Source organism: Halomonas bluephagenesis, from assembly GCF_054790765.1.
In genome coordinates, this window is sequence record NZ_CP133631.1 from 189,371 (window position 1) to 212,182 (window position 22,812).

The 22,812-nt window shown below is 52.2% G+C and carries 24 protein-coding genes; 4 read left to right on the plus strand and 20 right to left on the minus strand.

Annotated elements, in window-relative coordinates; translation table 11 throughout:
- Window positions 1-61: 61 nt before the first annotated feature.
- From REH51_RS00925 to REH51_RS00935, 3 genes are all read right to left on the minus strand, one after another.
- Window positions 62-574 carry a hypothetical protein gene (locus tag REH51_RS00925; RefSeq protein ID WP_009724615.1) on the minus strand — a complete coding sequence of 171 codons (513 nt, stop codon included), beginning with the start codon at window positions 572-574 and terminating at the stop codon, window positions 62-64.
- 183 nt (window positions 575-757) lie between these two features.
- Window positions 758-883 carry a cytochrome c oxidase subunit CcoM gene (ccoM, locus tag REH51_RS00930; protein ID WP_009724614.1) on the minus strand — a complete coding sequence of 42 codons (126 nt, stop codon included), beginning with the start codon at window positions 881-883 and terminating at the stop codon, window positions 758-760.
- Window positions 884-1,143: 260 nt separating this feature from the next.
- On the minus strand, window positions 1,144-1,662 hold the full coding sequence (locus tag REH51_RS00935) for an FKBP-type peptidyl-prolyl cis-trans isomerase (RefSeq protein WP_009724613.1): 519 nt from the start codon (window positions 1,660-1,662) through the stop codon (window positions 1,144-1,146).
- Window positions 1,663-1,780: 118 nt separating this feature from the next.
- Between REH51_RS00935 and REH51_RS00940 the strand changes: the two genes are divergently transcribed.
- Complete coding sequence (locus REH51_RS00940; RefSeq protein WP_234667761.1) at window positions 1,781-3,151, plus strand: AmpG family muropeptide MFS transporter; 1,371 nt, start codon at window positions 1,781-1,783, stop codon at window positions 3,149-3,151.
- 2 nt (window positions 3,152-3,153) lie between these two features.
- Here the strand turns inward: REH51_RS00940 and REH51_RS00945 are convergent, their stop codons facing one another.
- Both REH51_RS00945 and REH51_RS00950 read right to left on the minus strand, forming a co-directional pair.
- The gene (locus REH51_RS00945; RefSeq protein WP_009724611.1) at window positions 3,154-4,974 is read right to left on the minus strand and encodes an SEC-C domain-containing protein; all 1,821 of its coding nucleotides are present in this window, start codon (window positions 4,972-4,974) and stop codon (window positions 3,154-3,156) included.
- Window positions 4,975-5,056: 82 nt separating this feature from the next.
- Window positions 5,057-6,304 carry an ABC1 kinase family protein gene (locus REH51_RS00950; protein WP_009724610.1) on the minus strand — a complete coding sequence of 416 codons (1,248 nt, stop codon included), beginning with the start codon at window positions 6,302-6,304 and terminating at the stop codon, window positions 5,057-5,059.
- 195 nt (window positions 6,305-6,499) lie between these two features.
- Here REH51_RS00950 and REH51_RS00955 point away from each other — a divergent pair, with 195 nt between their 5' ends.
- Entirely contained in the window at window positions 6,500-8,416 is a 1,917-nt protein-coding gene (locus REH51_RS00955; protein WP_009724609.1) for a DNA topoisomerase III, read from the plus strand.
- A gap of 101 nt (window positions 8,417-8,517) precedes the next feature.
- Here the strand turns inward: REH51_RS00955 and REH51_RS00960 are convergent, their stop codons facing one another.
- The 4 genes from REH51_RS00960 to REH51_RS00975 all read right to left on the minus strand — a co-directional run bounded on the left by REH51_RS00960 (window position 8,518) and on the right by REH51_RS00975 (window position 12,345).
- Window positions 8,518-9,237, minus strand: coding sequence for a ZIP family metal transporter (locus REH51_RS00960; protein WP_498936644.1), 720 nt, complete (start codon window positions 9,235-9,237; stop codon window positions 8,518-8,520).
- A gap of 58 nt (window positions 9,238-9,295) precedes the next feature.
- Entirely contained in the window at window positions 9,296-11,248 is a 1,953-nt protein-coding gene (locus REH51_RS00965) for a M48 family metallopeptidase (RefSeq protein WP_009724607.1), read from the minus strand.
- Between the two features lie 25 nt (window positions 11,249-11,273).
- Entirely contained in the window at window positions 11,274-11,867 is a 594-nt protein-coding gene (locus REH51_RS00970) for a LemA family protein (RefSeq protein ID WP_009724606.1), read from the minus strand.
- A 67-nt stretch (window positions 11,868-11,934) separates the two neighbouring features.
- On the minus strand, window positions 11,935-12,345 hold the full coding sequence (locus tag REH51_RS00975; RefSeq protein WP_009724605.1) for a DUF2784 domain-containing protein: 411 nt from the start codon (window positions 12,343-12,345) through the stop codon (window positions 11,935-11,937).
- A gap of 183 nt (window positions 12,346-12,528) precedes the next feature.
- On the opposite strand from REH51_RS00975, the gene REH51_RS00980 reads away from it, so the two are divergent.
- Window positions 12,529-13,128, plus strand: coding sequence for a cysteine hydrolase family protein (locus tag REH51_RS00980; protein ID WP_009724604.1), 600 nt, complete (start codon window positions 12,529-12,531; stop codon window positions 13,126-13,128).
- 61 nt (window positions 13,129-13,189) lie between these two features.
- Here the strand turns inward: REH51_RS00980 and REH51_RS00985 are convergent, their stop codons facing one another.
- From REH51_RS00985 to REH51_RS01025, 9 genes are all read right to left on the minus strand, one after another.
- On the minus strand, window positions 13,190-13,882 hold the full coding sequence (locus tag REH51_RS00985) for a hypothetical protein (RefSeq protein WP_498936646.1): 693 nt from the start codon (window positions 13,880-13,882) through the stop codon (window positions 13,190-13,192).
- Between the two features lie 205 nt (window positions 13,883-14,087).
- Window positions 14,088-14,711, minus strand: a complete 624-nt coding sequence (locus tag REH51_RS00990; RefSeq protein ID WP_039869788.1) for an O-methyltransferase — start codon at window positions 14,709-14,711, stop codon at window positions 14,088-14,090.
- Between the two features lie 107 nt (window positions 14,712-14,818).
- Entirely contained in the window at window positions 14,819-15,058 is a 240-nt protein-coding gene (locus tag REH51_RS00995) for a hypothetical protein (RefSeq protein ID WP_009724600.1), read from the minus strand.
- Between the two features lie 72 nt (window positions 15,059-15,130).
- Window positions 15,131-16,444, minus strand: coding sequence for a S8 family serine peptidase (locus REH51_RS01000; RefSeq protein ID WP_009724599.1), 1,314 nt, complete (start codon window positions 16,442-16,444; stop codon window positions 15,131-15,133).
- 350 nt (window positions 16,445-16,794) lie between these two features.
- Window positions 16,795-17,340, minus strand: coding sequence for a DUF6624 domain-containing protein (locus tag REH51_RS01005; protein ID WP_009724598.1), 546 nt, complete (start codon window positions 17,338-17,340; stop codon window positions 16,795-16,797).
- A gap of 14 nt (window positions 17,341-17,354) precedes the next feature.
- Entirely contained in the window at window positions 17,355-17,708 is a 354-nt protein-coding gene (locus tag REH51_RS01010; protein WP_498936648.1) for an NUDIX hydrolase, read from the minus strand.
- 79 nt (window positions 17,709-17,787) lie between these two features.
- On the minus strand, window positions 17,788-18,378 hold the full coding sequence (locus tag REH51_RS01015) for an O-methyltransferase (RefSeq protein WP_009724596.1): 591 nt from the start codon (window positions 18,376-18,378) through the stop codon (window positions 17,788-17,790).
- Between the two features lie 264 nt (window positions 18,379-18,642).
- Window positions 18,643-19,224 (minus strand): hypothetical protein, encoded by a 582-nt coding sequence (locus REH51_RS01020; RefSeq protein WP_009724595.1) that lies wholly within the window; start codon window positions 19,222-19,224, stop codon window positions 18,643-18,645.
- A gap of 21 nt (window positions 19,225-19,245) precedes the next feature.
- Window positions 19,246-19,776, minus strand: coding sequence for a hypothetical protein (locus REH51_RS01025; protein WP_143759790.1), 531 nt, complete (start codon window positions 19,774-19,776; stop codon window positions 19,246-19,248).
- 940 nt (window positions 19,777-20,716) lie between these two features.
- Here REH51_RS01025 and REH51_RS01030 point away from each other — a divergent pair.
- Window positions 20,717-21,241: a tyrosine-type recombinase/integrase gene (locus REH51_RS01030; protein ID WP_234667760.1), complete on the plus strand. Its 525-nt coding sequence runs from the start codon at window positions 20,717-20,719 to the stop codon at window positions 21,239-21,241.
- A gap of 141 nt (window positions 21,242-21,382) precedes the next feature.
- Here the strand turns inward: REH51_RS01030 and REH51_RS01035 are convergent, their stop codons facing one another.
- Together REH51_RS01035 and REH51_RS01040 are read right to left on the minus strand one after the other, a co-directional pair.
- Entirely contained in the window at window positions 21,383-21,781 is a 399-nt protein-coding gene (locus REH51_RS01035; RefSeq protein WP_009724591.1) for a hypothetical protein, read from the minus strand.
- A 324-nt stretch (window positions 21,782-22,105) separates the two neighbouring features.
- Entirely contained in the window at window positions 22,106-22,741 is a 636-nt protein-coding gene (locus REH51_RS01040) for a LysE family translocator (protein ID WP_009724590.1), read from the minus strand.
- Between the last annotated feature and the right edge of the window lie 71 nt (window positions 22,742-22,812).

The window sequence follows — 22,812 nt, forward strand, 5'->3', positions numbered from 1 at the left end:
CTAGTCATAGGATCGGGAGGTAGCGATGGTATAGGAGGTGGAGAAGGTGGTGGTTCGATAATCACCACCGGGCCTCGATGCTGCGAATCATCCATATCCAGTCGTTGAATTCACGCAGGTTTTCGATATCACGCTGCTCATCATAAGCCTGTTCCACTAGTCGTAATGGGCCACGCGAACGCAGTGTAAGTGGCACTCCATCCTCTTCCGTGACCATTAACCACTTGGGGTCATTCCAGCCACTTAACGTCACTTCGTAATCATCCCATGCCGTAAAATGCAATGCGGGGGGTACTTCACCAAATTGATTAATCAGGAAACGACGAAATTCAAGCCCATGCATGTCTACTTCGCGCCCTTGAAAAGGGTCAAACACAGACAGTGTAATCGTAGATTGTTGGCGTAACTCGTTAATAGAGAGTGTTGTGGTTTTTTCGCCATTAATCACACTTAATGCCTGAGCATAGACCGGCATTGATAGCCAACTAAGTAATAGTAGGACGCAGGCGACACCAGCTTTAAGATAATGAGAAGCGCAGCAGCGTATGGCAACGATTGAAATAACAGCATTCATGGCAAACGGTTTCCTAGCGGTGTAATGCCTTATTGTGCTGCTAGGTACTTTACCAGACGGTTAACGTGAATACTCGGAAACAGTTTTTAACGAACAAAAAAAGCCGGCCCAAATGGGCCGGCAACAGGAAGCTCACTATTTAAAGCAAGCCCCCTCCCCTGACGACTATCACAACAAGCGGCGTTAATGCTTTTTACGTTCATCCTTACGAAGGTGGTCACGTACGACAAAGCCTACCCAACCAATCATAAAAACGATCATTAACGCGACAGTAACTAGACCGAAAATAACAGTATCATCCCAGTACATGGTGATCCCCTCCCGCCGTGATGTATGACACCATCCTAGTGCGTTAACACCAGCAGGAAGCTGACCTGGGTCAAGCTTTTCAGAGGGGTTATTTGCGGCCTGTCAGGAACTTGATATGGGTCAGTTTTTAACGCTTAAAGTACGCTGAAGACTTAAAATACGCGGTCAATTTTGAGCACGCTGACGATTTAAAGCCCCTGCCAATTTAAGGTCCTTGTAAATTTAAAGCATCTGAAACTCTTAACCCCTAGAAATTACAACTAAAGCACTTTTCGATCTTCTACTTTGCTGTGTTCAGTTCCTGGTGGCAGGGGGTGGCCTTTGGCCAGCTCCGCACGGGTCGCATCACGCACATCCAATACATTTACCTGGTAACGAAGCGTATGGCCAGCCAACGGATGATTAGTATCAACCGTCACCATGTCGCCATCGATACTCAGTACCGTAACGATTTGCGGGCCTGCTTCACCTTCTGTTTGGAAACGGCTACCCGGTTCGAGCACCGCGCTGCCAAACGACGCACGGCTCACCTCCTGCACCAAGTCTTCATTACGGATGCCGTAGGCATCAGCAGGCGCAAGCGTGACGCGCAGTTCAGCTCCGGCGGCTTTATCTTCCAAGGCTCTCTCTAAACCGGGCAAAATATTATCGTGTCCATGGAGGTACTCTAAGGGCTTATCACGCGCGTTGGAGTCATCTAGCACGCGGGTACTGCCATCGCTAAGCACATCGCTTAACACGTAGTGTAAAGTGACTACTTGATGGGCTGTAATCGACATTGAAAACTCCTCTCCGGTAAGCTACTGGCTTTGTCATGGATATCAGGCCTAGTCTATCACTGACCGGTTTTTAGCGGGCCTCGATGCAGACGTTTTCTTTCCTGGAGTGTTAATCAACATGCCCACCCCTATTCCCCAGCGCAGCTGGCTGGATGCGCTCGGTATTTACTGTCGCGCGCCTGTCATCACCATGCTGTTTCTAGGTTTTTCTGCAGGCCTGCCTTTTTTACTGGTGTTCTCAACCCTTTCTGCATGGCTACGCAGTGACGGTGTAGAAGTTGCCGCGATTGGCTTCTTCGCCTGGATTGGCATGCTCTACTCAATCAAGTTTTTTTGGGCGCCTATCGTTGACCGACTTGCACTACCGATCTTGACCCGCACGTTTGGCCAACGACGTGGCTGGATGCTGCTTGCCCAGGGGATGATTGCAGCAGGGCTAATTGGCTTGGCGGGAGTAAGCCCGGTAGGCAACTTAGGCTGGGTAGCGACCTTTGCGCTGCTGGTAGCCTTTGGCTCGGCCACCCAGGATATCGCCATTGACGCGTACCGCATCGAATCTGCAGATGACGACGTACAAGCAGCGATGGCCTCTACTTACATTATCGGTTACCGCGGGGGGCTGTTAGCGGCAGGCGCAGGTGCGCTCTATGTGGCATCCGCAATTTCCTGGAACGCAGCGTATCTCTGCATGGCTGCGCTTGTGGGTATTGGCGTACTTACCGTACTCATTCGACCTGAACCAAAGCGCGCATCGTTGACTGTTCAGCTCATTCACGAACCCAAGGTACGTGCCTTCATTCGTGCCAGCCGTGGCCAACCGAAAGTTTTGCGGCGTCTAGGTGCTTGGGTGATTGGTGCCATTGTGTGTCCTTTTACCGACTTCTTCCGCCGCTATGGGGTGAAGGCGTTGGGCATTTTAATCTTTATCGCGGTGTTCCGAATTAGTGATCTTGCCATGGCTTCTATGGCAAATCCGCTATATATCGATTTAGGCTTTTCGCTGGCCACTATCGCCAACGTCACCAATATTTTTGGTATTGCCATGAGTATTACGGGGGGAATTCTTGGCGGCTTGCTGGTCGCTCGCTACGGCATTGGGCCACTGCTAATCATTGGCGCAGGCTTTGTCATGGTGACCAACCTGCTGTTTGCCGCGTTAGCATTGATAGGTAATCAGCTTCCTATGCTGGTAGTGACCATTATTGGCGACAACCTTGCCAACGGCTTAGCCAGCGCTGTCTTTATTGCGTTTCTTTCCAGCTTAACCTCGCGGGCTTATACCGCCACCCAATACGCACTGTTTTCGTCGTTAATGACGCTACCAGGAAAATTTTTGAGCGGTTTTGGCGGGCTGGTCGTCACGGCTCAGGGATACGCCACCTTCTTCGTAGTGGCTACCCTGCTCGGCTTACCCGCCATTCTGCTAGCCATCTGGATCAGCCGAGATAAGCAACTGGTGCCTACCCCAGTGATCGCAGAAGCAAAATAAAACTAGCGATGATCCGCCAACCACGCCAGCGCGCCTGGCGTGGTGCGCCACTGGTCACGCATCAACGTACGATACTGCCACGCTTCCGCACGGGAACCGGGATCTACCTGACCATCCGCATGGGGCATAGAAGGCCGTGGATTCTCTGCACACAAAAGCTCAAGCGCATAGCGATTATGGGCGATCACATCCGCCAACGCTGCTTCGGCGGCATCGTGGTTTTCCAACCGATATAGCGCCAGCGTACGGCCCATCAATAACCCCAGCTCTAAAGAACCATCGTCCTTTTGTGGCTCATCAGTGAGCGCTAACGCTTCTTCATTGCGGTCATCCCGCAGCAATTGGTCAAGCACTAGCTCTCTCAACCCAAGGCTATCTTCCTGATCTATAGCTAGCAGCTCTTCAGCCAACTCGCGTGAGTGCTGGCGCGCTCCGCGCTCCATGCCCACCACCAGTGCAAGGCCAGTACGCAGCAGCATGGCGTTATCGGCATCATCCCAACACAGGCTGCCGTCACCGGCTGCACGGGCTTGTTCTAACCAGCGAGAAAGGCGCAGTGCCAGGGGTTCCAGCAGGCTCGGCGCCATCCACGGCAGGCTACCAAAGCGGCTGGTCAGCGCTAACGTTAAATCTTGCACTACCTGGGGCGCATCTAACCATTCTGGGTGGGCACATAGCTCAGACATCCACTCTATCGCGTTGCCCCAGGGGTCATCGCGAAAGCCCAAGGCGACCTCTTCATCGACCATGACTTGAAACTGTTCGTGCCAAGCCGCAAACAGGGTTTCTTCACGAGCGGTGGTGGTGTAGTGCAATCTACCGGAATCGGCATCTTGCTCAATGGTAAGCTTGGGTGCGATAGGGAGTGACGCCAACAGCGCCTGTAGCGATACTAGCGGCGTCGCCATATCTTCTTCGGCGCTCAACAGCTGGTCGGCCAAGGTGGCACCAGGATTTTCAGCTAGAGCAGCCAGGAATTCGAGCTGCTCTTCATCCAAGTCGCCCTGGCGAACCAAGCGACGGTACCAGAAGTTAGCTCGCTCTTTGGCCTCTTCCTCATGACCTTCATGCAGCAGCAACATGGCTTCAATGTAGGCTAGCGTCGGTGAGTCCGGTAGTGCCTGCTGGGCTTTCACGAACGCAGCGCGAGCGCTGTCTAAGTCATCGTTATCCAGGTGCATGAGGCACAACCGCTCAAGCGCCACGCCGCGCAAAAACAGTGGACCGCGTTCCATAACGTCATCAAGCAGGTCAGCACGTTTGCGGGTAAACCCGCGCTCTTGATAGATATCTAACAGAATTTCGAAAGCAGGCTCGGCCTGCTCCGGCAGTCGCGACCAATCACTACCGTCGAACAGTGACTCAAGAATCTGCATTGAACGACCGGTTTGACCGCTTTCAGCAGCAATTAGCCCGGCTTCTAATAACGCCTGGGCAGGTGCTTGCTGACTTTCCAGCGCCGCTTTCAGCGTAGCGCCTTTCCACTCACGCAGGGAAAGCATCCACATCATCTGCTCAGGAATATCCGTGGGGAAGTCAACGCGGTAGCAGCACTGTTTGAATTTACGCCCTGAATCACACCAGCAAGGCTCGTTACGCCCTGGGGTGGCCAATGGTTCGTTCGCAAAATTAAGCCGCTCTAGCGGCGTTTGCGACCATAAAATAGGCGCAAGCGCCTGGGCAGTTGCCACATCGCCATTAAACGAATCTGCGCCTTCGGCACGTACCCAGGTCATAAAATCGGGGTAGTGTTCCTGTTTCCTAATTGCCGAGAGTGCCCCAGAGGCAAATCCCAGCAGTTGATCGACCCATACCGCCAGCATTGCCGTCTCCACTGTCTTCAAAACGCGATTGAAAAGCGCAATAGTCTAGCATGACAGGCGGCGCTCCCGCAGCGGCAATTAGTTATGGTCTACGCGCCCAGGCTAGCAGCGGCTCGGTGCGCGTATGCATATCCAGACGCGCTTTCAGACGTACTAAGTTCCAATAGTGTCCATTCAGTGCCCGGGAGAGCAGCAACGTATCCGCAGGCGGCTGCAGCCGATCCATGGCAGCCCACACTTTTGGCGTTAGCTCGCGCAGGCGGCGGTGTACCCGCACATCGCTGAAGTCCTGCTCACCAGGGGAGAATAGGGGTGACACGCACTCAGCGGACTCTCGATAAAGAGCCAGCGGCGCGCCCTGCCCCTGGCGGCCGCCCATTTTCATTAACGCATCATCCATTGCCATCGGATCTTGCGCCAGGGTGGCATCTAATAACTGCATCATGGCTTTTAGACGCGCTTCAGGCACAGGTATGACCGCACCAAAATCGTAGATGACCAAGCGCCCTTCAGCATCCGCCGCAAAGTTACCGGCATGGGGATCGGCATGCAGCTCTCGATAGGTGAACAGCTCCTCGGTTATCCAATCAGCCAACGCCACGGCCACTTTCTGACGAGTGCCATCATCGGTGTTTTCTAAATCCCGCAGCGGTGTGCCACCCACGTAACGCATCGCCAACACATGCTGCCCGGATAACTCAAACAGTGGTTCGGGTATGACTAACTGAGGGTTATCCTGATACCGCTCGCGATAGCGAGCCAGCGCTCGTGCTTCAGCGTGATAATCCAATTCTTCACGAAGCCCTGCCGCTAACTCTTCAAACAACGCATCCAAACGCGCTTGGGGCACTTTGAACCAGCGGCCCAACCCCATGATTCGTTTTACCTGCTTTAGGTCGCTTTCCAACACATCCGCAAGCCCAGGGTACTGCACTTTCAGCACCACGGTTTCACCCTCATGGGTGACGGCTTTATGCACCTGCCCCATGGAAGCACTGGCAAACGGGCGCTCTTCTATATGGCTAAAATACTGGTTAATGTCGCCGTATTGCAGTACCAACGCGTCACGGATACGCGGCCACGGCATAGGTTCTGCCTGGCGCTGCAGGCGAGCAAGCTCATTAGCTAGGTCTGGGGGCAACAGGTCATCCCACTGAGACATAACCTGCGCCAGTTTCATGGCCGGCCCCTTTAACTCCGAAAGCCCTTCAAACAGCGCTTCACCAAGCGCCCGCCAATCAGCTTGACCACCTAGACGAGTTTTCAGCAACGCCCCGCCAGTGCGGGCACCCAGACCCAATAAACGTCGTGTTCTGCCGCGCTCGCGCATGGAAATCGCCTCATTAATTGCTTTTTGACAGCTTACTCAATTTGCTAATTTTATACAAAAACTATACACAGAAATAAATTCATCCATCTACAAAACAACCCACTAGCCATCTATCACACGGGCTAGACGCTAACCTGTTGCGGGTTCTGCTAAGATGGCAACTTGTTGTTTCCAGACGTCAGGGTCAGACACTGTATGCGCTTGATTATCGCCGAGAAACCCAGCCTTGCACGGGCCATAGCCGACGCGTTGCCCGGCAGTGCAAAACGCCAGGATGGCGCTATGATCTGCGGCGACACCACCGTCACTTGGTGCCTAGGCCATTTGCTAGAACAGGCCCCGCCCGAGGCTTACGACCCTGCTGATAAACTGTGGCGACTAGACCGGCTGCCCATTGTGCCGCAGCAGTGGAAACTAATGCCGCGCCCTAAGGCGCGAGGGCAACTGGCAGTGATTCGCAAGCTGATTAAGCAGGCTACCAGCGTTGTGCACGCTGGCGATCCAGACCGCGAAGGCCAACTACTGGTGCAGGAAGTAATTGAGTACATGAAGTATCGCGGCCCTGTTCAGAGGCTGCTGATCAGTGACCTTAACAAACCCGCCGTGAGCCGTGCACTTGCCAAGCTTCGCTCCAATATGGAATACCAGCCGCTGTTTCAAGCGGCACAGGCGCGCTCGCGTGCTGACTGGCTTTACGGCATTAACTTAACCCGCGCCTGGACGCTAACCGGCCGCCAAGCAGGGCATGACGGCGTGCTTTCCGTTGGCCGTGTGCAAACCCCTGTACTGGGGCTGATCGTGCGCCGCGACAATGCCATTCGTGATTTCAAGCCTCACCCGTTCTACCCGCTATGGGTGGATTTACAGGTGGCACAAGGTCAGCTGCGCGCCTGGTGGGCACCCAAAGAGCACCAGCCCTTAGATGAGCAAGGGCGGCTGATCGATCGCACCCCCGCCGATGCCTTAGCAGCACAGCTTCCTGGCGCACGGGGCACCCTAACCACCCTCGATCAACAGGAAAAGCGACAAGCGCCGCCACTACCCTATTCGCTCTCCGCGTTACAAGTAGATGCCGCGCGCCGCCATGGGCTTTCCGCACAGATGGTGCTGGATATTTGCCAGCGGCTTTATGAACAGCACAAGTTAATCACCTACCCTCGCTCCGACTGCCGCTACCTGCCCGAAGAGCATCTAGCGCTGGCCCAGCGTAGCTTGAGCAGCGCCTGCCAAAACGATGACACGCTGCGTCAGTGGCTGGGTGGTGCTGACTTTACCCTGCGCTCAAAAGCCTGGAACGACAAACAGGTAGGCGCGCACCATGCCCTAGCGCCCACCGGCAAGCCCGCAGACTTTAGCCAACTTGCCGCCACTGAAGGCCATGTATTTCGGTTAATTGTGCGCAATGTGATGGCGCAGTTTTATCGGCCGCTGCGCACCTTTGAGGTGAAAGCAGAGTTCACCCTGCTAGATGAAGCTTTCCGTGCCCGCGGCCAGAGCATTCTTGATCACGGTTGGAAGCCACTCTTCACCACTCGCGACGAAACTCCCCCGCTACCGCCGCTCACTCAGGGGGAAGCCTGCCAAGCGCTTGGCGCAGGCGTTGAGGAGAAAGAAACTCGCCCGCCAGAGCCGTTCACTGATGCCAGTTTAATTAAAGCGATGATGAACATTGGCCGCTACGTGGATGACCCTAACGTGCGCCGTACGCTACGTGACACCGACGGCCTTGGCACCGAAGCAACCCGTGCAGGTATTATTGAAACGCTGGTGCAGCGTGGCTACTTGGTACGTCAGCAAAAAGCCCTGCGTGCCACTAAACTCGGCTGTGCGCTGATTGCCGCCTTGCCAAGCGCCGTAAGCACGCCAGAACGCACTGCGCTTTGGGAACAGCGGCTTAGGGCGATCTCAGAACAGCAGGATGACCCCGGCGCATTTCAGCAAGCACTCTTGGATGATCTACGTGGCCTGCTCACCCACAGCGATGCGGCCAAGCTCAGGCAGAGCCTGCAGACCGCCCAAGGTGAGGCCGGTGGGCAGGTAAAACGTACTGGTAAGTCGAGAAAAAGCTATGCGAAGAGGAAAAGTACCGGAGCCAGGAAAAAGCCGGGCTGAAGGGAAGTCTATGAGTGCGCTGTTCTTACTCAGCGCTGACAAATAAGTTGCTGGAGACGGTTGAGCTCCTCCTAATTGATCACGGTTTATAGCTGACTTTATTAGCCACCTGCAATCATCATATTGCCGACCAAACCAAGCAAGAAGCCAGTAACTGCACCTACTGCGGGCATACTATGATGTGCAAGCTTAGATTCTGGTGCAATATCCTGGAAAACTAAGTAAAGAATTCCCGCACTGGCGAACAGCATTAAAGCGCCCATCAACTCATCATACTGAGACAGCAAGTAATACCCTGTGGCAGCCGATGCAGGCCCCACTAACGCTAAACCACTAAAAGCTAGCACGATTTTATTTGATGAGAGTTGAGAGTTACTGCTTAACTCCTCAAAAGCATTAAACCCTTCAGGTAGGTTTTGTAGAATCATTAGCAGCGCCAGCAATAAGCCAGCGCTTCCTCCAGCGGCGAAGGCTGCGCCTAAAGCAATGGCTTCTGGAACAAAATCAGAAAGCATCGCAACCAGTTGACCAACAGAGCTGTTCAGCCTACTTAAGAAAGTATCCAAAAGATAAAAGCACACCCCTCCAGCGGCAAAGCACACCGCGGCCAATAAAGGAGACAGCTTGCTCGCCCCCTCAGGAACTAGCACCAAAGCGACTGCCGATATAAGCGCACCCCCGCCAAAAGCAACGATGAAATGCCGCCACGAAGTACCCAAGAAGTAAGGATGCACAAGATCAAGTCTAGCGAGCAACGCCCCCGGGGGCATCGCCGCCCCAGCCAGCAATGATAATAATAAGATATACGTAATTTCAGTCATCGATATTGGTTATCACTTTTCTTATAGACCTTAACCTTCAAGCACTACTCTCACTACTTTACAGCTCATCCGACAACAGTGGCGGCATCGGGCAATCGAGAATATCTGCCATTACCCGGAACAACTCAGCTTCGGCTGGTCGAATATGTCCGCTATGCTCAATGCAACGCGCCATGGCTTGCAGAAGAACGGGCTTATGCAGCGGCTTCAAGCGCCGTAAACGTTCCACGGCCAAGCTTAATGCCTGCATATCACTTACTTCGTCAATGGCAGACAATGCGAACGGCAGCTCACTTTCCGCTGCGTTAAGCGCTGCACTAATCTCGTCAGAATTATCTTGCCCCGCCGCCGCTAACACATTGAGTAGACGCTGGCATTCTGGCTGCAAATCGCTGAGTTTAAGATGAGAGAGCCCGCTGTTCTTTTCGCCCAGATTGTTCAGCAGCAGTTGATACAGCGTCCATTCAAACAAGCTGACGTGGCCATCCGCGTTGATCAACCGCTCCATACAGAGACGAAAGTGCTGAGCTTGTTTTACGGAAAGCGACTTTAATGCTGGTAGTGCCAATTCAACCAATGGTAGACGTAACTCGATATTCAGCCTCAATACCTCGGGGCCAATATCCATCAGCGCTCGATAAACATCTGGCAAGGCAATTTGTTGCAATGCCTCTAACTGCTGCTCACGAACTGAGTGTTCATCGCTTAGCAGCAGCGCATAGATTAATGCACGGGCGGTATAGGGTTCATGGGCAGCGGTTCTAATCCGTTCTGGCAATGCCTCTATTGTTGCTCTGGCCTGTGCAAAATGACGCTGACTGGGCTGACCAATAGCGTTAATGGCCGTTTGAGCAGAAGCTGCGGTTAATACAGCAGTCAACGTCCCTCTGCTTAGCTTCGCATCAGAACGGTCGTCACTGCCACCTTCACTATCTACTGAACCATGGGCGTCATGATCATTGTGCTGCGGGGGCCAGCGAACCTCAAAGCGGCCATCCCAGTCTGGCATTACCCGCTGAATACGATTTTTAAGTGGCGGGTGGGTTGCCATCATACGAGTAAACCCCAGCTTTATGCCCTGGCCGAAAAACAGATGGCTGAATTCCGCTGCCTGCGGCGCTTTCAAGTAAGAGCCCTGGGTATGCGAGCCAATCTTGACCAGCGCATTACCTATGCCATGAGGGTTACGGGTGAATTGTACCGCTGAAGCATCCGCCAAATATTCGCGCTGACGACTGACCGCTGACTTAATGAGATTGCCAAAGAAAGTGCCCGCATAGCCGACCACCATTAGCGCCGCCCCCAAGCCCAAAATAACCGCAGCTGAGTTATCGCGCTTATTGCCGCCCACCCGTCGAAAACGCATACTGCGTAGCAACATACCGCCTAATAGACCAATCAACAGAATGCCGTGCAGCACACTGACTAGGCGTATGTTCAGCCGCATATCGCCGTGCAGAATATGACTAAACTCATGGGCCACAACTCCTTGAAGCTCTTCCCGTGTCAAATTACGGATGGTGCCACGGGTAATGCCAATCACCGCATTATTCGGTTGATGGCCAGCCGCGAAGGCATTAATACTCTCCTCTTCAACGACATAAACGGAAGGCACCGACGTGCCCGATGCAATCGCCATCTCTTCAACCACATTGAGAATGCGCCGCTCATCAGCATCGTGGGTATTTAGATTAATCTCACGTCCACCAAGCGCTTCAGCGACTGCTCGACCACCACCACTTAACTGACGTTGTTTGAATAAACCGCCTAGCACCACAACAGCCAGCACCGCAATAGCAACGCCAGCGATAAGCTCAACCGATAATGCAGACCACATCCCTTGAGTTGAAAGACTGGTTTGTGCGCCCGATTGCCCCCCGTTCATCAAATGAAGCGCAATAGAGATCGCCAGCGAAGTCACAACAATCAGCGCTAACACTGCCAGCACTAACAAGACAACCAGATGCCAGGTTTTGCGCCGGGCATGTTCCTGAGCAGTAAAAAAATCCATGTACTTCTCGCTCCTGCGCAATAACTTAGAACGATACCTTCGGTGCCACCTGGATCTGAGCGCTGTCTTCAAACTCTAGCAGCGAAGCATCTTGACCATGCCCAAACATGCCAGCCACCGCCACTGGGGGGAAGCTCTGCCGATAAGTGTTGTAGTGCATCACCGCATCGTTAAATGACTGACGCGCAAAAGCCACCTTGTTTTCCGTGCTGGTGAGCTCTTCTGACAGCTGCATCATATTTTGCGAGGCTTTCAGGTCTGGGTAAGCTTCCATGACCACATTGAGCCGTCCCATCGCCTGAGTTAGCGCACCTTCAGCACCACCAAGGTCAGCAATTGCTTTGGCGCTACCAGGGTTTGCTGCTGCCGCCTTTAGCCCCGCAGCGGCTGTATTGCGGGCCTCGATAACGGATTGCAGCGTTTCCCGTTCATGGCTGAGGTAGCCCTTGGCAGTCTCTACCAAGTTAGGAATTAGGTCGTGTCGCCGCTTTAGTTGTACTTCAATTTGAGCAAAGGCGTTCTCAAAGCGATTTTTCAACGAAACAAGCCGGTTATAGATACCGACGACGTAAAAAACGATAACGGCGACGATTACCAAAACAATAATTAGTGTAAGCATTTTGATCCATCCTTAGAGTTAGCTTTAGTTAGTGGAAAAATAATAGCATTTGAGCTTCATAGGCGTATTAACGGAAGCGCGCATTTGGCCGCACGACAAACCAACTGGCCAGCACCAAGCTACCAAACAGGGTGTAAGCTACGATAAACACCCACTCTGGCAAAGTGAAATAGAGCAGGCTCTGCAGCCAGTATTGAATAAAAGAGCCCGCATAAGTACCCGCCCCAGCCTTGGCCCGTAGCGCCATTTCCCACGTGGTTAGTGGACAAACGATACCAAGCCACGCCTGCACGACCACATAGCCAATGGCACACAAATGAATGACACGGAATGTCCGATGGCGTACCCACTTCCATTGCAGAAAATACCCTACATAGATAGCCACCAAGCTAAAGACGACAAACGCCACAAACAGCACATGGAGAACCAGTACCGAATCCGCCAGAAGCAATAGTAACGTTTGTTGAGTCATAGTCATCTACGTCATCCTCAAAAAGTGATCAACCTCCCTATCGACAAATGGCTAATTAAATTAGCCGATATTGAATAACGAACCCATGTACGCTGTGACCTGTATCATCGACTGTGGCCATAAGCCTGTCGTTATTACCCTGACGCCGCTCTCTTTTAAACAACAATCAATAGCATCAAGGAGTTATTAATGACCACACTTGTCACATTACGTGAACTTTCAGGGCTTGAACTCACCCCTAGCAAGCTTTCTGAGTCTGCATTAATCCTTATCGACTGCCAAAACACCTACCGGGAAGGCGTCATGCAGTTAGAAGGCGTAGAAGAAGCCCTGCTAGAAGCCAAAAAGCTCCTCGAAAAAGCGCGCGGAGCAGGCATTCCGATCATTCATATTCAGCATGATAGTGGTGAAGGATCGCCTTACGATATCAAAGCACCCATAGGGCAGATCGCGGATATAGTAAAGCCGATAGACGGCGAGCCAGTTATCATTAAATCGTTTCCCAACTCCTTCGTTCAGACCGATCTTGAAGCACAGTTGAAAAAGGCCGGCTGCAACAAACTGGTGCTGGCTGGTTTCATGACCCATATGTGTGTCAACTCCACTGCCCACGGTGCATTCAACCTTGGGTTTGAAGTGACAGTAGTTGCCAGTGCGACCGCTACCCGCTCGCTTCAGGCTGACCAAGGCAAGACGTTGTCAGCTAAAGCGGTTCATGAGGGGGCGTTAGCGTCAACGCGAGATCTGTATGCCGCAGTGGTAGATACCGTCGACGATCTCCCCGTTTAATAAGTGGGGAGATCGTTTCACTGATGCGCGGCGAGGAAGAGTTGTTATAGCGTCTAAATTGTTAGGGCGTTTGCGCTTCGTCGCGCATCACTCTGAGCGAAGTGATTTCAATGGTAAGCGCATCACGCGTTTTTTCTAAGTCACTTACCTGCTCACCGACCGCGGCAAGCTGGGTATTGGCCTCTTCAAGTTCAGTGTTGAGCGCCTCAAGGTCTTCTTCAGCCTGCCTCGGAGCCTCTTCTGCATCTTCTTGCGACTGTTGAGCGGCATCGCGGGCTGCTTCAGCCTCTTTTTTATCCGCATCTACCTCGGCGTATGTTTCATTCAATTCTTCTAAGCGGCCCTGCTTTTCGTCTACTTGCTCATCTAGGGTGGCAACCTCTTCTTCGCGAGATTCACGCTCACCCCGTAAAGCGCTCAAATCTTCTTCAGCATTGGCGATGTCTGCTCGCGTTGAAGCACGTTCGGCCTCAGCCTCGGCCTGCTCAGCCTCAAGGGCGTTCATTCTCTGCTGTAAGGTTGCTAGGTCAAGCTCCGCGGCTTCAACATCAGACATCTGCGCCTGAATCTGCTGATGCTCTCGCTCAGTTTCGGCCAAGCGCGCTTCGAGCGCTTCCTTACTGTCTTGTCGCGACCCTGCGATAGTGTGCGCGACGATAGCCCAGACCACCGCAATAATGGCGATGACTAAGATCACCTTTACCCGGTTGTCGCTCAACAGTTCAATCGTTGATGGTTTAGTAGTCCCTGTCATTGGTGCATTCCTCTCGCTTAAGGGCTATCGCTACTATGATGGCTAACATATGAACGCTAGCGGTTCTTTAACTGATCCATTGTTAATATGAAGGAAAGTTCATGGTTCGGCTAGGAGCGACCATTCAACACATACCAATTTAGCGCTTGAATTAACTGCCCCAATTATCTCAATACGCCCACCGGGCACTTCCCACTCATTGCGGTCATTGAGCGCCAGCACCACCTCGACAGGCGGAAAAACCAAAACAGCGCGTTGCCAGAAACTCCCCCTTACCAACAGGGACGGTACAAGTGGTGAAATCTGGGTCTGCCGACACCAGCGCCATAAAACTAGCCATTTCATCGGCATGAGAAGTGGCGTTATCCACCACAAGAAGCCCACCTTCTCTCAAGACCCGCTTAATATTCGACCACCACTGCACATACTCAGAACGGTTAGAATCGAGAAAGAGCAGATCGAATGAAGAATCGTCCACGCTTTCCAGCAACTTGCCAGCATTACATTGCAGCGGGGTAATATAGTCAGAAAGCCCCGAGCGCTCAAAATTCGTGGCTGCCAGATCGAACTTGTATTCGGAAAGCTCTACTGTCGTGACGTGCCCGGAAATCTTCTGAGCTGCCTGGGCAAACCACAACGTGGAATAGCCATTAGAGGTACCAATTTCCAGTACTCGTTTTGCGTTCGTGGCTTGGGTGAGTACTGAAAGAAACTCCCCCGTATCACGGGTAATATTGAGCATACGATGCGGGCGATCAGAAACGGCGGCATCGTTTTGTTGGCCAAACTGCTCTAACTCAGTTAGTAACTCGCTTAATGATTCGCTCACACGCCCCCCTTGGCGCTCCAAACAACTTTCACATAGCCACCCGTTACAATCCTGTGCCACCCCTTTTTTGATCACCTGCCCATGCCCGAACATCGTAGTGAATTGGCTTACCAAGTCTCTTCGGAGCCTGGCGGCCCCACTTCGACCTGTATATCCGGCGCAATATCCACCACGCCTTCAATGCCCTTCAGCCGATCAGCTGTGGCAGTATCTGCTGATCCTGTAATGCAGCCAATTTCCTCAAGCACATCCCTAATGGTTAAGCCTTCTTCACTCAAGCGCGTGGCTATTTCCTTAATCGATTGATCGCTTGAAATCGTCACTATCCAGAGCTCTATTTTCTCCATCGATTTTACCTTCGAAATCTGTTCCCTGAGCAGGACCGCGTGGGTTATCTGCCCAGCGAGAATCTGCCGACATTAGGGCGCCTGAACCAACCCCGCCCCTACGCGGGCGTCGGGAAATGGCAGTTTCCGTGCTGAAGACAGCAGTCGCCGCCAGAGATTCATTCCGCGCAGCGAGGAGTCGGACTGAGCCCAAAGCGCCGCGCAGCCAGCAACGTGTGGTGTTGCCATACTGGTTCCGCTAATCGTTTTAAAGTTAACCGGCCGAGGCCATGACGAGAACACATCCCGCCCCGGTGCCGCAATGTCGACCTTACCAAAATTTGAAAAACTGGATGGCCTTAAGTTTGGGTCAAGCGATGCGACAGACATAATGGTTGGCGAATTGGCAGGCGCCCCCGTTTTCATCGAAGCATTACCAGCGGCGGCGATAATAAGACATTCATTGCGAAGTGCCGCCGCGCCGGCATGGGTGTAGGCTGCCTGCGCTGGGCTCTGACTACCAAGGGACATCGAGATAACCTCGCATCGATTGGCAATCGCCCAATTCATTCCTGCTAGCACCCCTGCGCCAGTGCTGCTGCCTGAGTTGGTCAGCACCTTGCCAACGAAAACCCGCGCATCGAAAGCGACACCATAACCTGGAGTGCTTCCTGAGGAGGCCCTGGGCCCACAAGCGGTGCCAATACAATGGGTTCCGTGCCCATTGATATCTTGAACCGGCTGCCCTACGAATGAGCGGCTGTCGAAGGGTCTGTCGGCAAAGTCTGGGTGCCCACAATCCATTCCCGTATCTAGCACGGCGACCTTAATACCGGCGCCACTCCAACTATTTTGTGGAACCCTGCATTTAGCTAATCCCCAGGTCGCCCCGATGACTTCATCGTCAAGATTTTCTTCGGTTTCCCCCGCACCACGATCAACGCCAAGATCCTGAGCAATGGTGCTCGCTGCCCGCAAAAAGCCGCGCAGATACTCCGAGTTTTCCGAGAAGGCAAAATATTCAGGCTCGATAATTTCTATCGGGCCTTCCGTTAAAACAGCATCATTCACGCTCATCCCATGCTGTTGTAGGGCATCGCCACCCACGAGCGCGACGCCGATCTCAGGAAACACCATTACTTCAGCGTCACCGGCATCTTCCAAGCTAACTGCTTGATCTGCAAAGTCACGGGCGTCGGCGACTCGAAATTTTCGGTCTTTGAGTGTTTTGATGCCCTCCTCTAACATCCCGTCTCGGTAACTGATGAGAAAACGACCTGTTTCAAGGCAGTGGTTACCCCGTTCCAGTGCCGCTAATAGCAGCTGTTCGGCTCCGCACGACACAGAGTTGAGCGACTCACTCCCCGTAGACTTACCGCCGCCATTACCCTTAGGTTTTGTCGCCATCGTAGGTTCCTTTTCGCTTGGCTCTATGAAGATGTTGGTCGAATTCGGCGGCAAGGCGTTGTAAGAAAACTGCCTGCGCCAGACGACCAATCCGAGCCGGTGGGTCGGCCTCGAAAGATGGTAACGCGTAAAATGTCGGTTCCATCTAAATTAGAAACTTAACGATTTCAGCTTAACCCACATAACGAACTTCGCCAGTTGGATGATACCGTCGACGACCTCACCGTTTAATAAGTGAAGAGCTCGTTTAGCTCGATGTGCGGCGGGGTGTGCTTTATTAAGGCGTTTGCGCTTCGTCGCGCGTCGCTCTGAGCGAAGTGAATACAAGAGCGTCCGAGTGCTACGTTTGGCTAATTGGTTTGCTCAATATTGGCACGGCGCTTCCGCGCTTGCTCTGTCATTTGCTCCTGGCGTTCCTCCAGGGAGTTCAATCCGAGACGCGCACGGCGTTCATTAACCGTAGCGGAATCTTCAATGGGAAAGGGTATTGGCCATCCATTTTCATCAACATCGAACTGGGTGCCGTAGTACTGAAGTTTGCCAGTTAAAGTACGCACTCGATCCTGAAGGAATGCCAACTGCCAACCCATCACATCTTTCTTAGCAACTGCATCTTCTAGTAAGCCGACGCATTTCGCCATAAACTCAGGATCTGAAACAGAATGCTGAGCGACTAGCCAAGCAGCTTTGGCAGCTTCCTCCCCCACTTGCGACATACCAGGCCAGCCGTCACTACTAATGATCTCCTTCAGACGGCCAGCGTGCTGCTCATGCAGTGATTTCATTCGTGGATGGTATGACTCAGAGGGCAGCTCACCTGAATCGAAGAGCTGCCGCAGCACCCGCTGGTCTTCCTGCATCATTCCGACCAATTCATCTGCCAGGTGTTGATCCATGCAAGCCTCTCCAGTTAACGCCCGCAGCACGCGCGGTGAATAGACTTCGCATAGCCTATGGGCAAATTATTAGGTAAATCATCGATTGGGAACGTTTCAATCTTGTGATGCTCGTGACTCACTACAGGGGTAAATTGCCCAATCAAACGACAGCTATAAGTGACGATGAACACATATTTATCCGGTACCACTTCAAATAGGTAAGTATCGACAAGGTTAACTGCCTCAACATCGATACCAAGCTCTTCCTTAAATTCCCGTGCCAAGCAATCGGTAGAGTTCTCTCCAATCTCAATACGCCCACCGGGTAATTCCCACTCCTTGCGATCATTGAGCGCCAGCACCACCTCGTCAGAGGGTAAGATCAAAACACCTTTTATTGATACAGGAAACATAGTGTTCTCTCATCTTCATCTAGGCTTAGCCAAGCCGTGATAAGGGCTGCCTTTAACCACCACAGCGTGTTGCCAGGAATTCACCCTTGCCAACGGGTACGGTGCACGTGGTGAAATCGAGGTCTGCCGATACCAGTTCGATAAAAGCTGCCATTTCGTCTGCATGAGAAATGGCGTTATCTACCACAAGAAGCCCACCCTCTCGCAGAACTCGCTTGATAGTTGGCCACCACTGCAAATAATCCGAACGGTTAGAGTCGAGAAAAAGCAGATCGAACGAAGAATCATCCATGCTTTTCAGCAGCTCGCCAGCGTCACATCGCAGCAGGGTAATGTAGTCAGAAAGCCCCGAGCGCTCAAAATTCGTGGCTGCCTGATCGAACTTGTATTCGGAAAGTTCTACTGTCGTAACGTGCCCGGAAATCTTCTGAGCTGCCTGGGCAAACCACAACGTGGAATAGCCATTAGAGGTGCCAATCTCCAGTACTCGTTTTGCGTTCGTGGCTTGGGTGAGTACTGAAAGAAACTCCCCCGTATCACGGGTAATATTGAGCATACGATGCGGGCGATCAGCAATGGCAGCATCGTTTTCCTGGCCAAATTGCTCTAACTCAGTTAGTAACTCGCGTAATGATTCGACCACACTTGCCCCCTAGCAATCTAAACAGCTTTAAAACGAGAGCCGACTAGTCAGCCTCAGAAGGTGCCAAAATGTTATGTATACCTAATTTAGAAACTTAACGTTTTAAGATTAACGCATTTAATGAACTTCGCCAGATTAATCGAAGGTCTGAAATCGGCCAAAAGCGGTCTTTTAGGTGTCACTGATGTAGCGCTTTAACGCCCGCCATCACCGGTGACAAAACCGGCGCGAACCACAGGTTTTGGCGTCCGGTGCATGGCGTGGTTAGGAATCACTTTCGATCACTCCCAAAAGCTTCTTAAACTCACTTCCCAGTTCGTTTAACACTGGCGGCACCTCCTCGCGCAAACGTTTGTAGGATTGCATCCAGAGACCGGTCTCGTCCGACTTATACTCCTCGTTCCCCATCTGCGCAGTATCAAACTCGATTAAAACGTCTCGCAAGGTACCTATCAGCGTTTCAGCTTTGTCAGCGGCATCATTGGGAAGGAATATCCGGTTTTGGTAAAAATAAGCACTCATGTCATTATAAATTTCGGCTGTTCGCTTCTTTTTTTCAGTGAGCGGCTGGCTACCCTGCTGAAAGATGCCTACAAGATCGGCAGCTGAAGATTTGCTCTTGGCGATTTTTCCATACAAGTTCGCTATCACCTCTGCTTGCCGTTGATGGATCGTCGAAAATCGCTGCTGGTGCTCGAAATTTGCACGATCTAGCTCGCTTTTATAGTGCTGAATATCTCGGGCAAAACCTTGCGAAATAACTGTTTTGAGTATCCAGGCGACAGCCGCCACTACCAATGTTGGGGCGACGATAAGGCCTGCAAGTTGTTGCCAGTATTCTTCCATGTGTATTCCTAACGCGTGCGCTCAGCCGCGGACAGGCCGCGTAGCGGGCTGGCCGTCGGATGCAGCGCCTTGTTGGGGCAGGCTTCGGGGATGGCTATCGAGAATCGATGACACGGCTGCCGGACGCGCTGGAGGGGGCTCGGCGACCAGCGCCGCAGGGTTGTAGAAGAAGACAATGACGAAAGCAGCAAGTGCCCCGCCAGCCTTTAGCCATCCAGAGATCTGCACTTCAAGGAATCCGCTAAACGTGCCAGTAAAGCCCCCCACGGCTACCGCTAAGACTATACGGAATACCTGATACTGAAATGGCGTCGGATTCGGAACGATCAGCGCAATCACGAGGATCGTTATGAGAAAAGCCACACCGAAAATTGCGGCGAACATCTTCTCCGCACCCTTGCTCATGGCAGCCACCGTGTTGAATGTGAAGGTGTGACTAGCTTGTTCTTTTCCGGGCTTCGCGATCTGCGTTCTATGCAGGCGGTACGAGGCGCTTATCTCTAGTGTGTCATCAGGGTGTAGATCACGGATGCTCCCATGCCCTTCTGCCATAGGAACTTCCCCCACTTCTTCGCCATTTACCTTAAACGTGATTCGAGGTCCGAGAAGCGGCCTCCCATCTGCGTCTCGAACGCTTACGTCAAAGTCACGGTTTCCGCGAGCCATTGCCATCTATGCACAAATTCGCACAGTAGAGTTGCCGACCGCGCAGACAACGCAAGGCTGACCAGAGGTACCGTCGGCGCAGCGGGCTTCGCGCTTTCCCCCCGTAACGCGCTGACGCGACGTGGGCAACGAGAACGTGTGGGATGATCGATCTGCGCCAATTGTCGTCTGGGCTTCGTAGCCATCAGCTTCGATTAGAACTGTCACAGGTCCCAACGAAGCCGGATATCGGATTGTGGCTTCTCCGTCGGACTCTTCGATCCCGCCGAGATATGCGTCGCGAGCATATAAGTTGATGGTTACTCCATAGAACACCTGGCCAGCGCCGTCCAATACTTGAATGCGAAACTGATGCATTGGGGACGCCTTTGGCATGGGCGCGCCCGCTGATCCTGACGACATAGTAGGTCTCCATTTTGTAGTACTTCATCATCGCAACTTAAGTCTTGCCCATTCATTCTAAGTCCCAACAGCGTATTAGACGGCGCGTTCTATTATTGAATCAACGTGCTGGCACTTTTTTCCGGAAAATGCAGCCTGCCAGATTCTTCCAAGCCTATGATTCTTTCAGATATTAATTTCCATTAGGCTATATATCCAAAACTCGCGCGCCTGCTGCATTTCCCAGAATTTCCGCTCAGGGTCGAGCCCCGACCTTAAATTAACCTTAGCACATGATGTGCACGAATTGATCCATTCTTTGACCTCCACCCGATGGAGGAAAATTCCATGAACGTCTCGACAGAAATCTCCTTTACACCTTGGAATAAAGGCAAGTTGGTTGGGCAGAAGACACCTCTACGTCTTAGAGATATCTGGGCCATCCGTGTTCAGCTACAACTTGCAAAAAAAGACACGAGATCTTGCCCTCTTCAATTTAGCCATCGATAGCAAGTTACGGGGCTGCGATCTCGTCAATTTACGGGTACGGGATATAGCTCATGGTGCGTGCATATCTCCACGAGCCATTGTGATGCAGCAAAAGGCACATCGGCCTGTCCAGTTCGAAATTACCGAGCAAACTCGAATCGCTATTATCGACTGGATACTGCTTGCTCAGCTCCGAAGCGAAGACTTCCTGTTTCCCAGCCGAATCAATAGCGCAAAGCATCTTTCAACGCGCCAATATGCCCGTATTGTAAAAGCCTGGGTCACCGAAATAGGTCTAGATCCGTCAATGTATGGCACGCACACGATGCGTCGTACAAAAGCTTCGCTGATATACCGCCGCACGAAAAACTTTAGGGCAGTGCAACTGCTCCTGGGTCACACGAAGCTGGAAAGCACCGTCAGGTATCTAGGGATAGAGGTTGATTACGCGTTGGAAATGGCAGAACAGACAGAAGTTTGATGAGGATAAACGAAGGCCTATTTTGGGCCGTCGTTGTCCGGCCAAGAGAGGACATTCAGCGTTGGTTGATATAACGCCCGCCATAATTAGCCGCTTGGAGCACAGCGTAAAGCGGTCAAATTGATGGCTTTGTTATGCTTTTTATTTTTGGTAGCCAGTATATTGGATTACATCAAGGCACTGCCGTGCAGTTCTTGGCATATCAGCACGAGCAGCAACATCGAACCTGTTAGACCGTGTTTCAAACATGACAACTGCCTTCTTAAATTTACTATTTATTAGCCTTAAAATACTTAACCCCAATTGAGCCTGTTCTTCAGTTAAACCACTTTCGTCAATGAGTTTGTCGAAATGACGGCATGCAGCGAAAAAAGCATTGAGTCGCTGCTTAACAGAAAGAAAACCTATACCCGGCATTGCTGCACTTACAGATAGAGCCGCTTCATTTGCTGCTCTCCAATTAACATCGATCTCTTCCAGGTCTTTTTCATGAAAGCTGCCATTCCTGTTAAGAATCGCAATAAATTGATCTTTGTTCATTCGTTACCTCCATGAAGCATTACAGTGCTGAACCAGCATCCCGCGTTGGCCGAATGTCCGCTCAGGGTCGAAAACGGACTTCTAGCAAGGTGTCTAATCGCAGTAACCGACTCCGCTTACTTTTATTCAACAACCTGCAAATATCAAAATCCACTTAGCCTCAAAGCTAGCAGATAATGATTGCTGCCGTCATTAGAAATTAGTCGTCTAGCTCTGGTCTCACCATGGGCAGGAGCGGGATGCCGCCACTTATTGTGAATGCCGGCATCCCTGATCACGGTTAATTCGTCGGTTTCCTGACAGCCTAAAATCACCAAACGCCTATTACGCAGGCCGCTTAGCCAGCAGTGCCCAGACACCCGCCGAAGAGAGCAGTGTTCCCCCCACGACATTGAAACGGCGCTGGGCGCGGCGCGAGGTAAGCATCTTGCGCACGGATGTGGCGAACACCGCGTAAAGCGTGGCATTGAGTGTCGCTAACGCCACGAACGTGACTGCCAAAATCCACAACTGCTGCCCCGCATTAGCACCAGGGTTAACAAATTGCGGCAAAAAGGCGACGAAAAAGATGATGCCCTTTGGGTTCAGTGCCGTGACCAAATAGGTATTGGTGAACAGCTTCCAGCGCGCCCCTGATACGGCGGGTGTTACCGGCTGAACCGATGAAATACCAGCACGTAACAGCTTTATTCCCATATAGAGCAGGTACAAACCGCCGATCCACTTAATAACGGTGAACCAAAACGCCGAAGCAGCCAAAACAGCCAAAACAGCACCCAAGCCTAGTAGCGAAAAAATCAGCGCCGTGGAATCGCCTAGAGCAACCGCTGCGACAAGTGGGATATTAGCCCGCCGGCCTTGGGCGATGGAGTAGCTGACAACCGTCAAAATCGTCGGCCCAGGAATAGCGAGCAAGGCCACGGATGCAAGCGCAAAGGCAAACCAAATTTCGATAGACATAGGGCAGCACCTTAGAAGTCGTCATGACTAAGTTAGCATAAGCTTCTCAATGATAGAGTGCTCTGTGAGAA

Excerpts from the sequence above, each read along its gene's own strand:
- REH51_RS00945 (WP_009724611.1), bottom strand. The coding sequence starts at position 4,974 with ATGCTGGCGGTATGGGTCGATCAACTGCTGGGATTTGCCTCTGGGGCA.
- REH51_RS00955 (WP_009724609.1), top strand. The coding sequence starts at position 6,500 with ATGCGCTTGATTATCGCCGAGAAACCCAGCCTTGCACGGGCCATAGCC.
- REH51_RS00960 (WP_498936644.1), bottom strand. The coding sequence starts at position 9,237 with ATGACTGAAATTACGTATATCTTATTATTATCATTGCTGGCTGGGGCG.
- REH51_RS01040 (WP_009724590.1), bottom strand. The coding sequence starts at position 22,741 with ATGTCTATCGAAATTTGGTTTGCCTTTGCGCTTGCATCCGTGGCCTTG.
- REH51_RS00925 (WP_009724615.1), bottom strand. The coding sequence starts at position 574 with ATGAATGCTGTTATTTCAATCGTTGCCATACGCTGCTGCGCTTCTCAT.
- REH51_RS01000 (WP_009724599.1), bottom strand. The coding sequence starts at position 16,444 with ATGGCGACAAAACCTAAGGGTAATGGCGGCGGTAAGTCTACGGGGAGT.
- REH51_RS00940 (WP_234667761.1), top strand. The coding sequence starts at position 1,781 with ATGCCCACCCCTATTCCCCAGCGCAGCTGGCTGGATGCGCTCGGTATT.
- REH51_RS00995 (WP_009724600.1), bottom strand. The coding sequence starts at position 15,058 with ATGGAGAAAATAGAGCTCTGGATAGTGACGATTTCAAGCGATCAATCG.
- REH51_RS00985 (WP_498936646.1), bottom strand. The coding sequence starts at position 13,882 with ATGACAGGGACTACTAAACCATCAACGATTGAACTGTTGAGCGACAAC.
- REH51_RS00950 (WP_009724610.1), bottom strand. The coding sequence starts at position 6,304 with ATGCGCGAGCGCGGCAGAACACGACGTTTATTGGGTCTGGGTGCCCGC.
- REH51_RS00970 (WP_009724606.1), bottom strand. The coding sequence starts at position 11,867 with ATGCTTACACTAATTATTGTTTTGGTAATCGTCGCCGTTATCGTTTTT.
- REH51_RS00935 (WP_009724613.1), bottom strand. The coding sequence starts at position 1,662 with ATGTCGATTACAGCCCATCAAGTAGTCACTTTACACTACGTGTTAAGC.
- REH51_RS00980 (WP_009724604.1), top strand. The coding sequence starts at position 12,529 with ATGACCACACTTGTCACATTACGTGAACTTTCAGGGCTTGAACTCACC.
- REH51_RS01025 (WP_143759790.1), bottom strand. The coding sequence starts at position 19,776 with ATGGCAGAAGGGCATGGGAGCATCCGTGATCTACACCCTGATGACACA.
- REH51_RS00965 (WP_009724607.1), bottom strand. The coding sequence starts at position 11,248 with ATGGATTTTTTTACTGCTCAGGAACATGCCCGGCGCAAAACCTGGCAT.
- REH51_RS01020 (WP_009724595.1), bottom strand. The coding sequence starts at position 19,224 with ATGGAAGAATACTGGCAACAACTTGCAGGCCTTATCGTCGCCCCAACA.
- ccoM (WP_009724614.1), bottom strand. The coding sequence starts at position 883 with ATGTACTGGGATGATACTGTTATTTTCGGTCTAGTTACTGTCGCGTTA.
- REH51_RS00975 (WP_009724605.1), bottom strand. The coding sequence starts at position 12,345 with ATGACTATGACTCAACAAACGTTACTATTGCTTCTGGCGGATTCGGTA.
- REH51_RS01005 (WP_009724598.1), bottom strand. The coding sequence starts at position 17,340 with ATGGATCAACACCTGGCAGATGAATTGGTCGGAATGATGCAGGAAGAC.
- REH51_RS01035 (WP_009724591.1), bottom strand. The coding sequence starts at position 21,781 with ATGAACAAAGATCAATTTATTGCGATTCTTAACAGGAATGGCAGCTTT.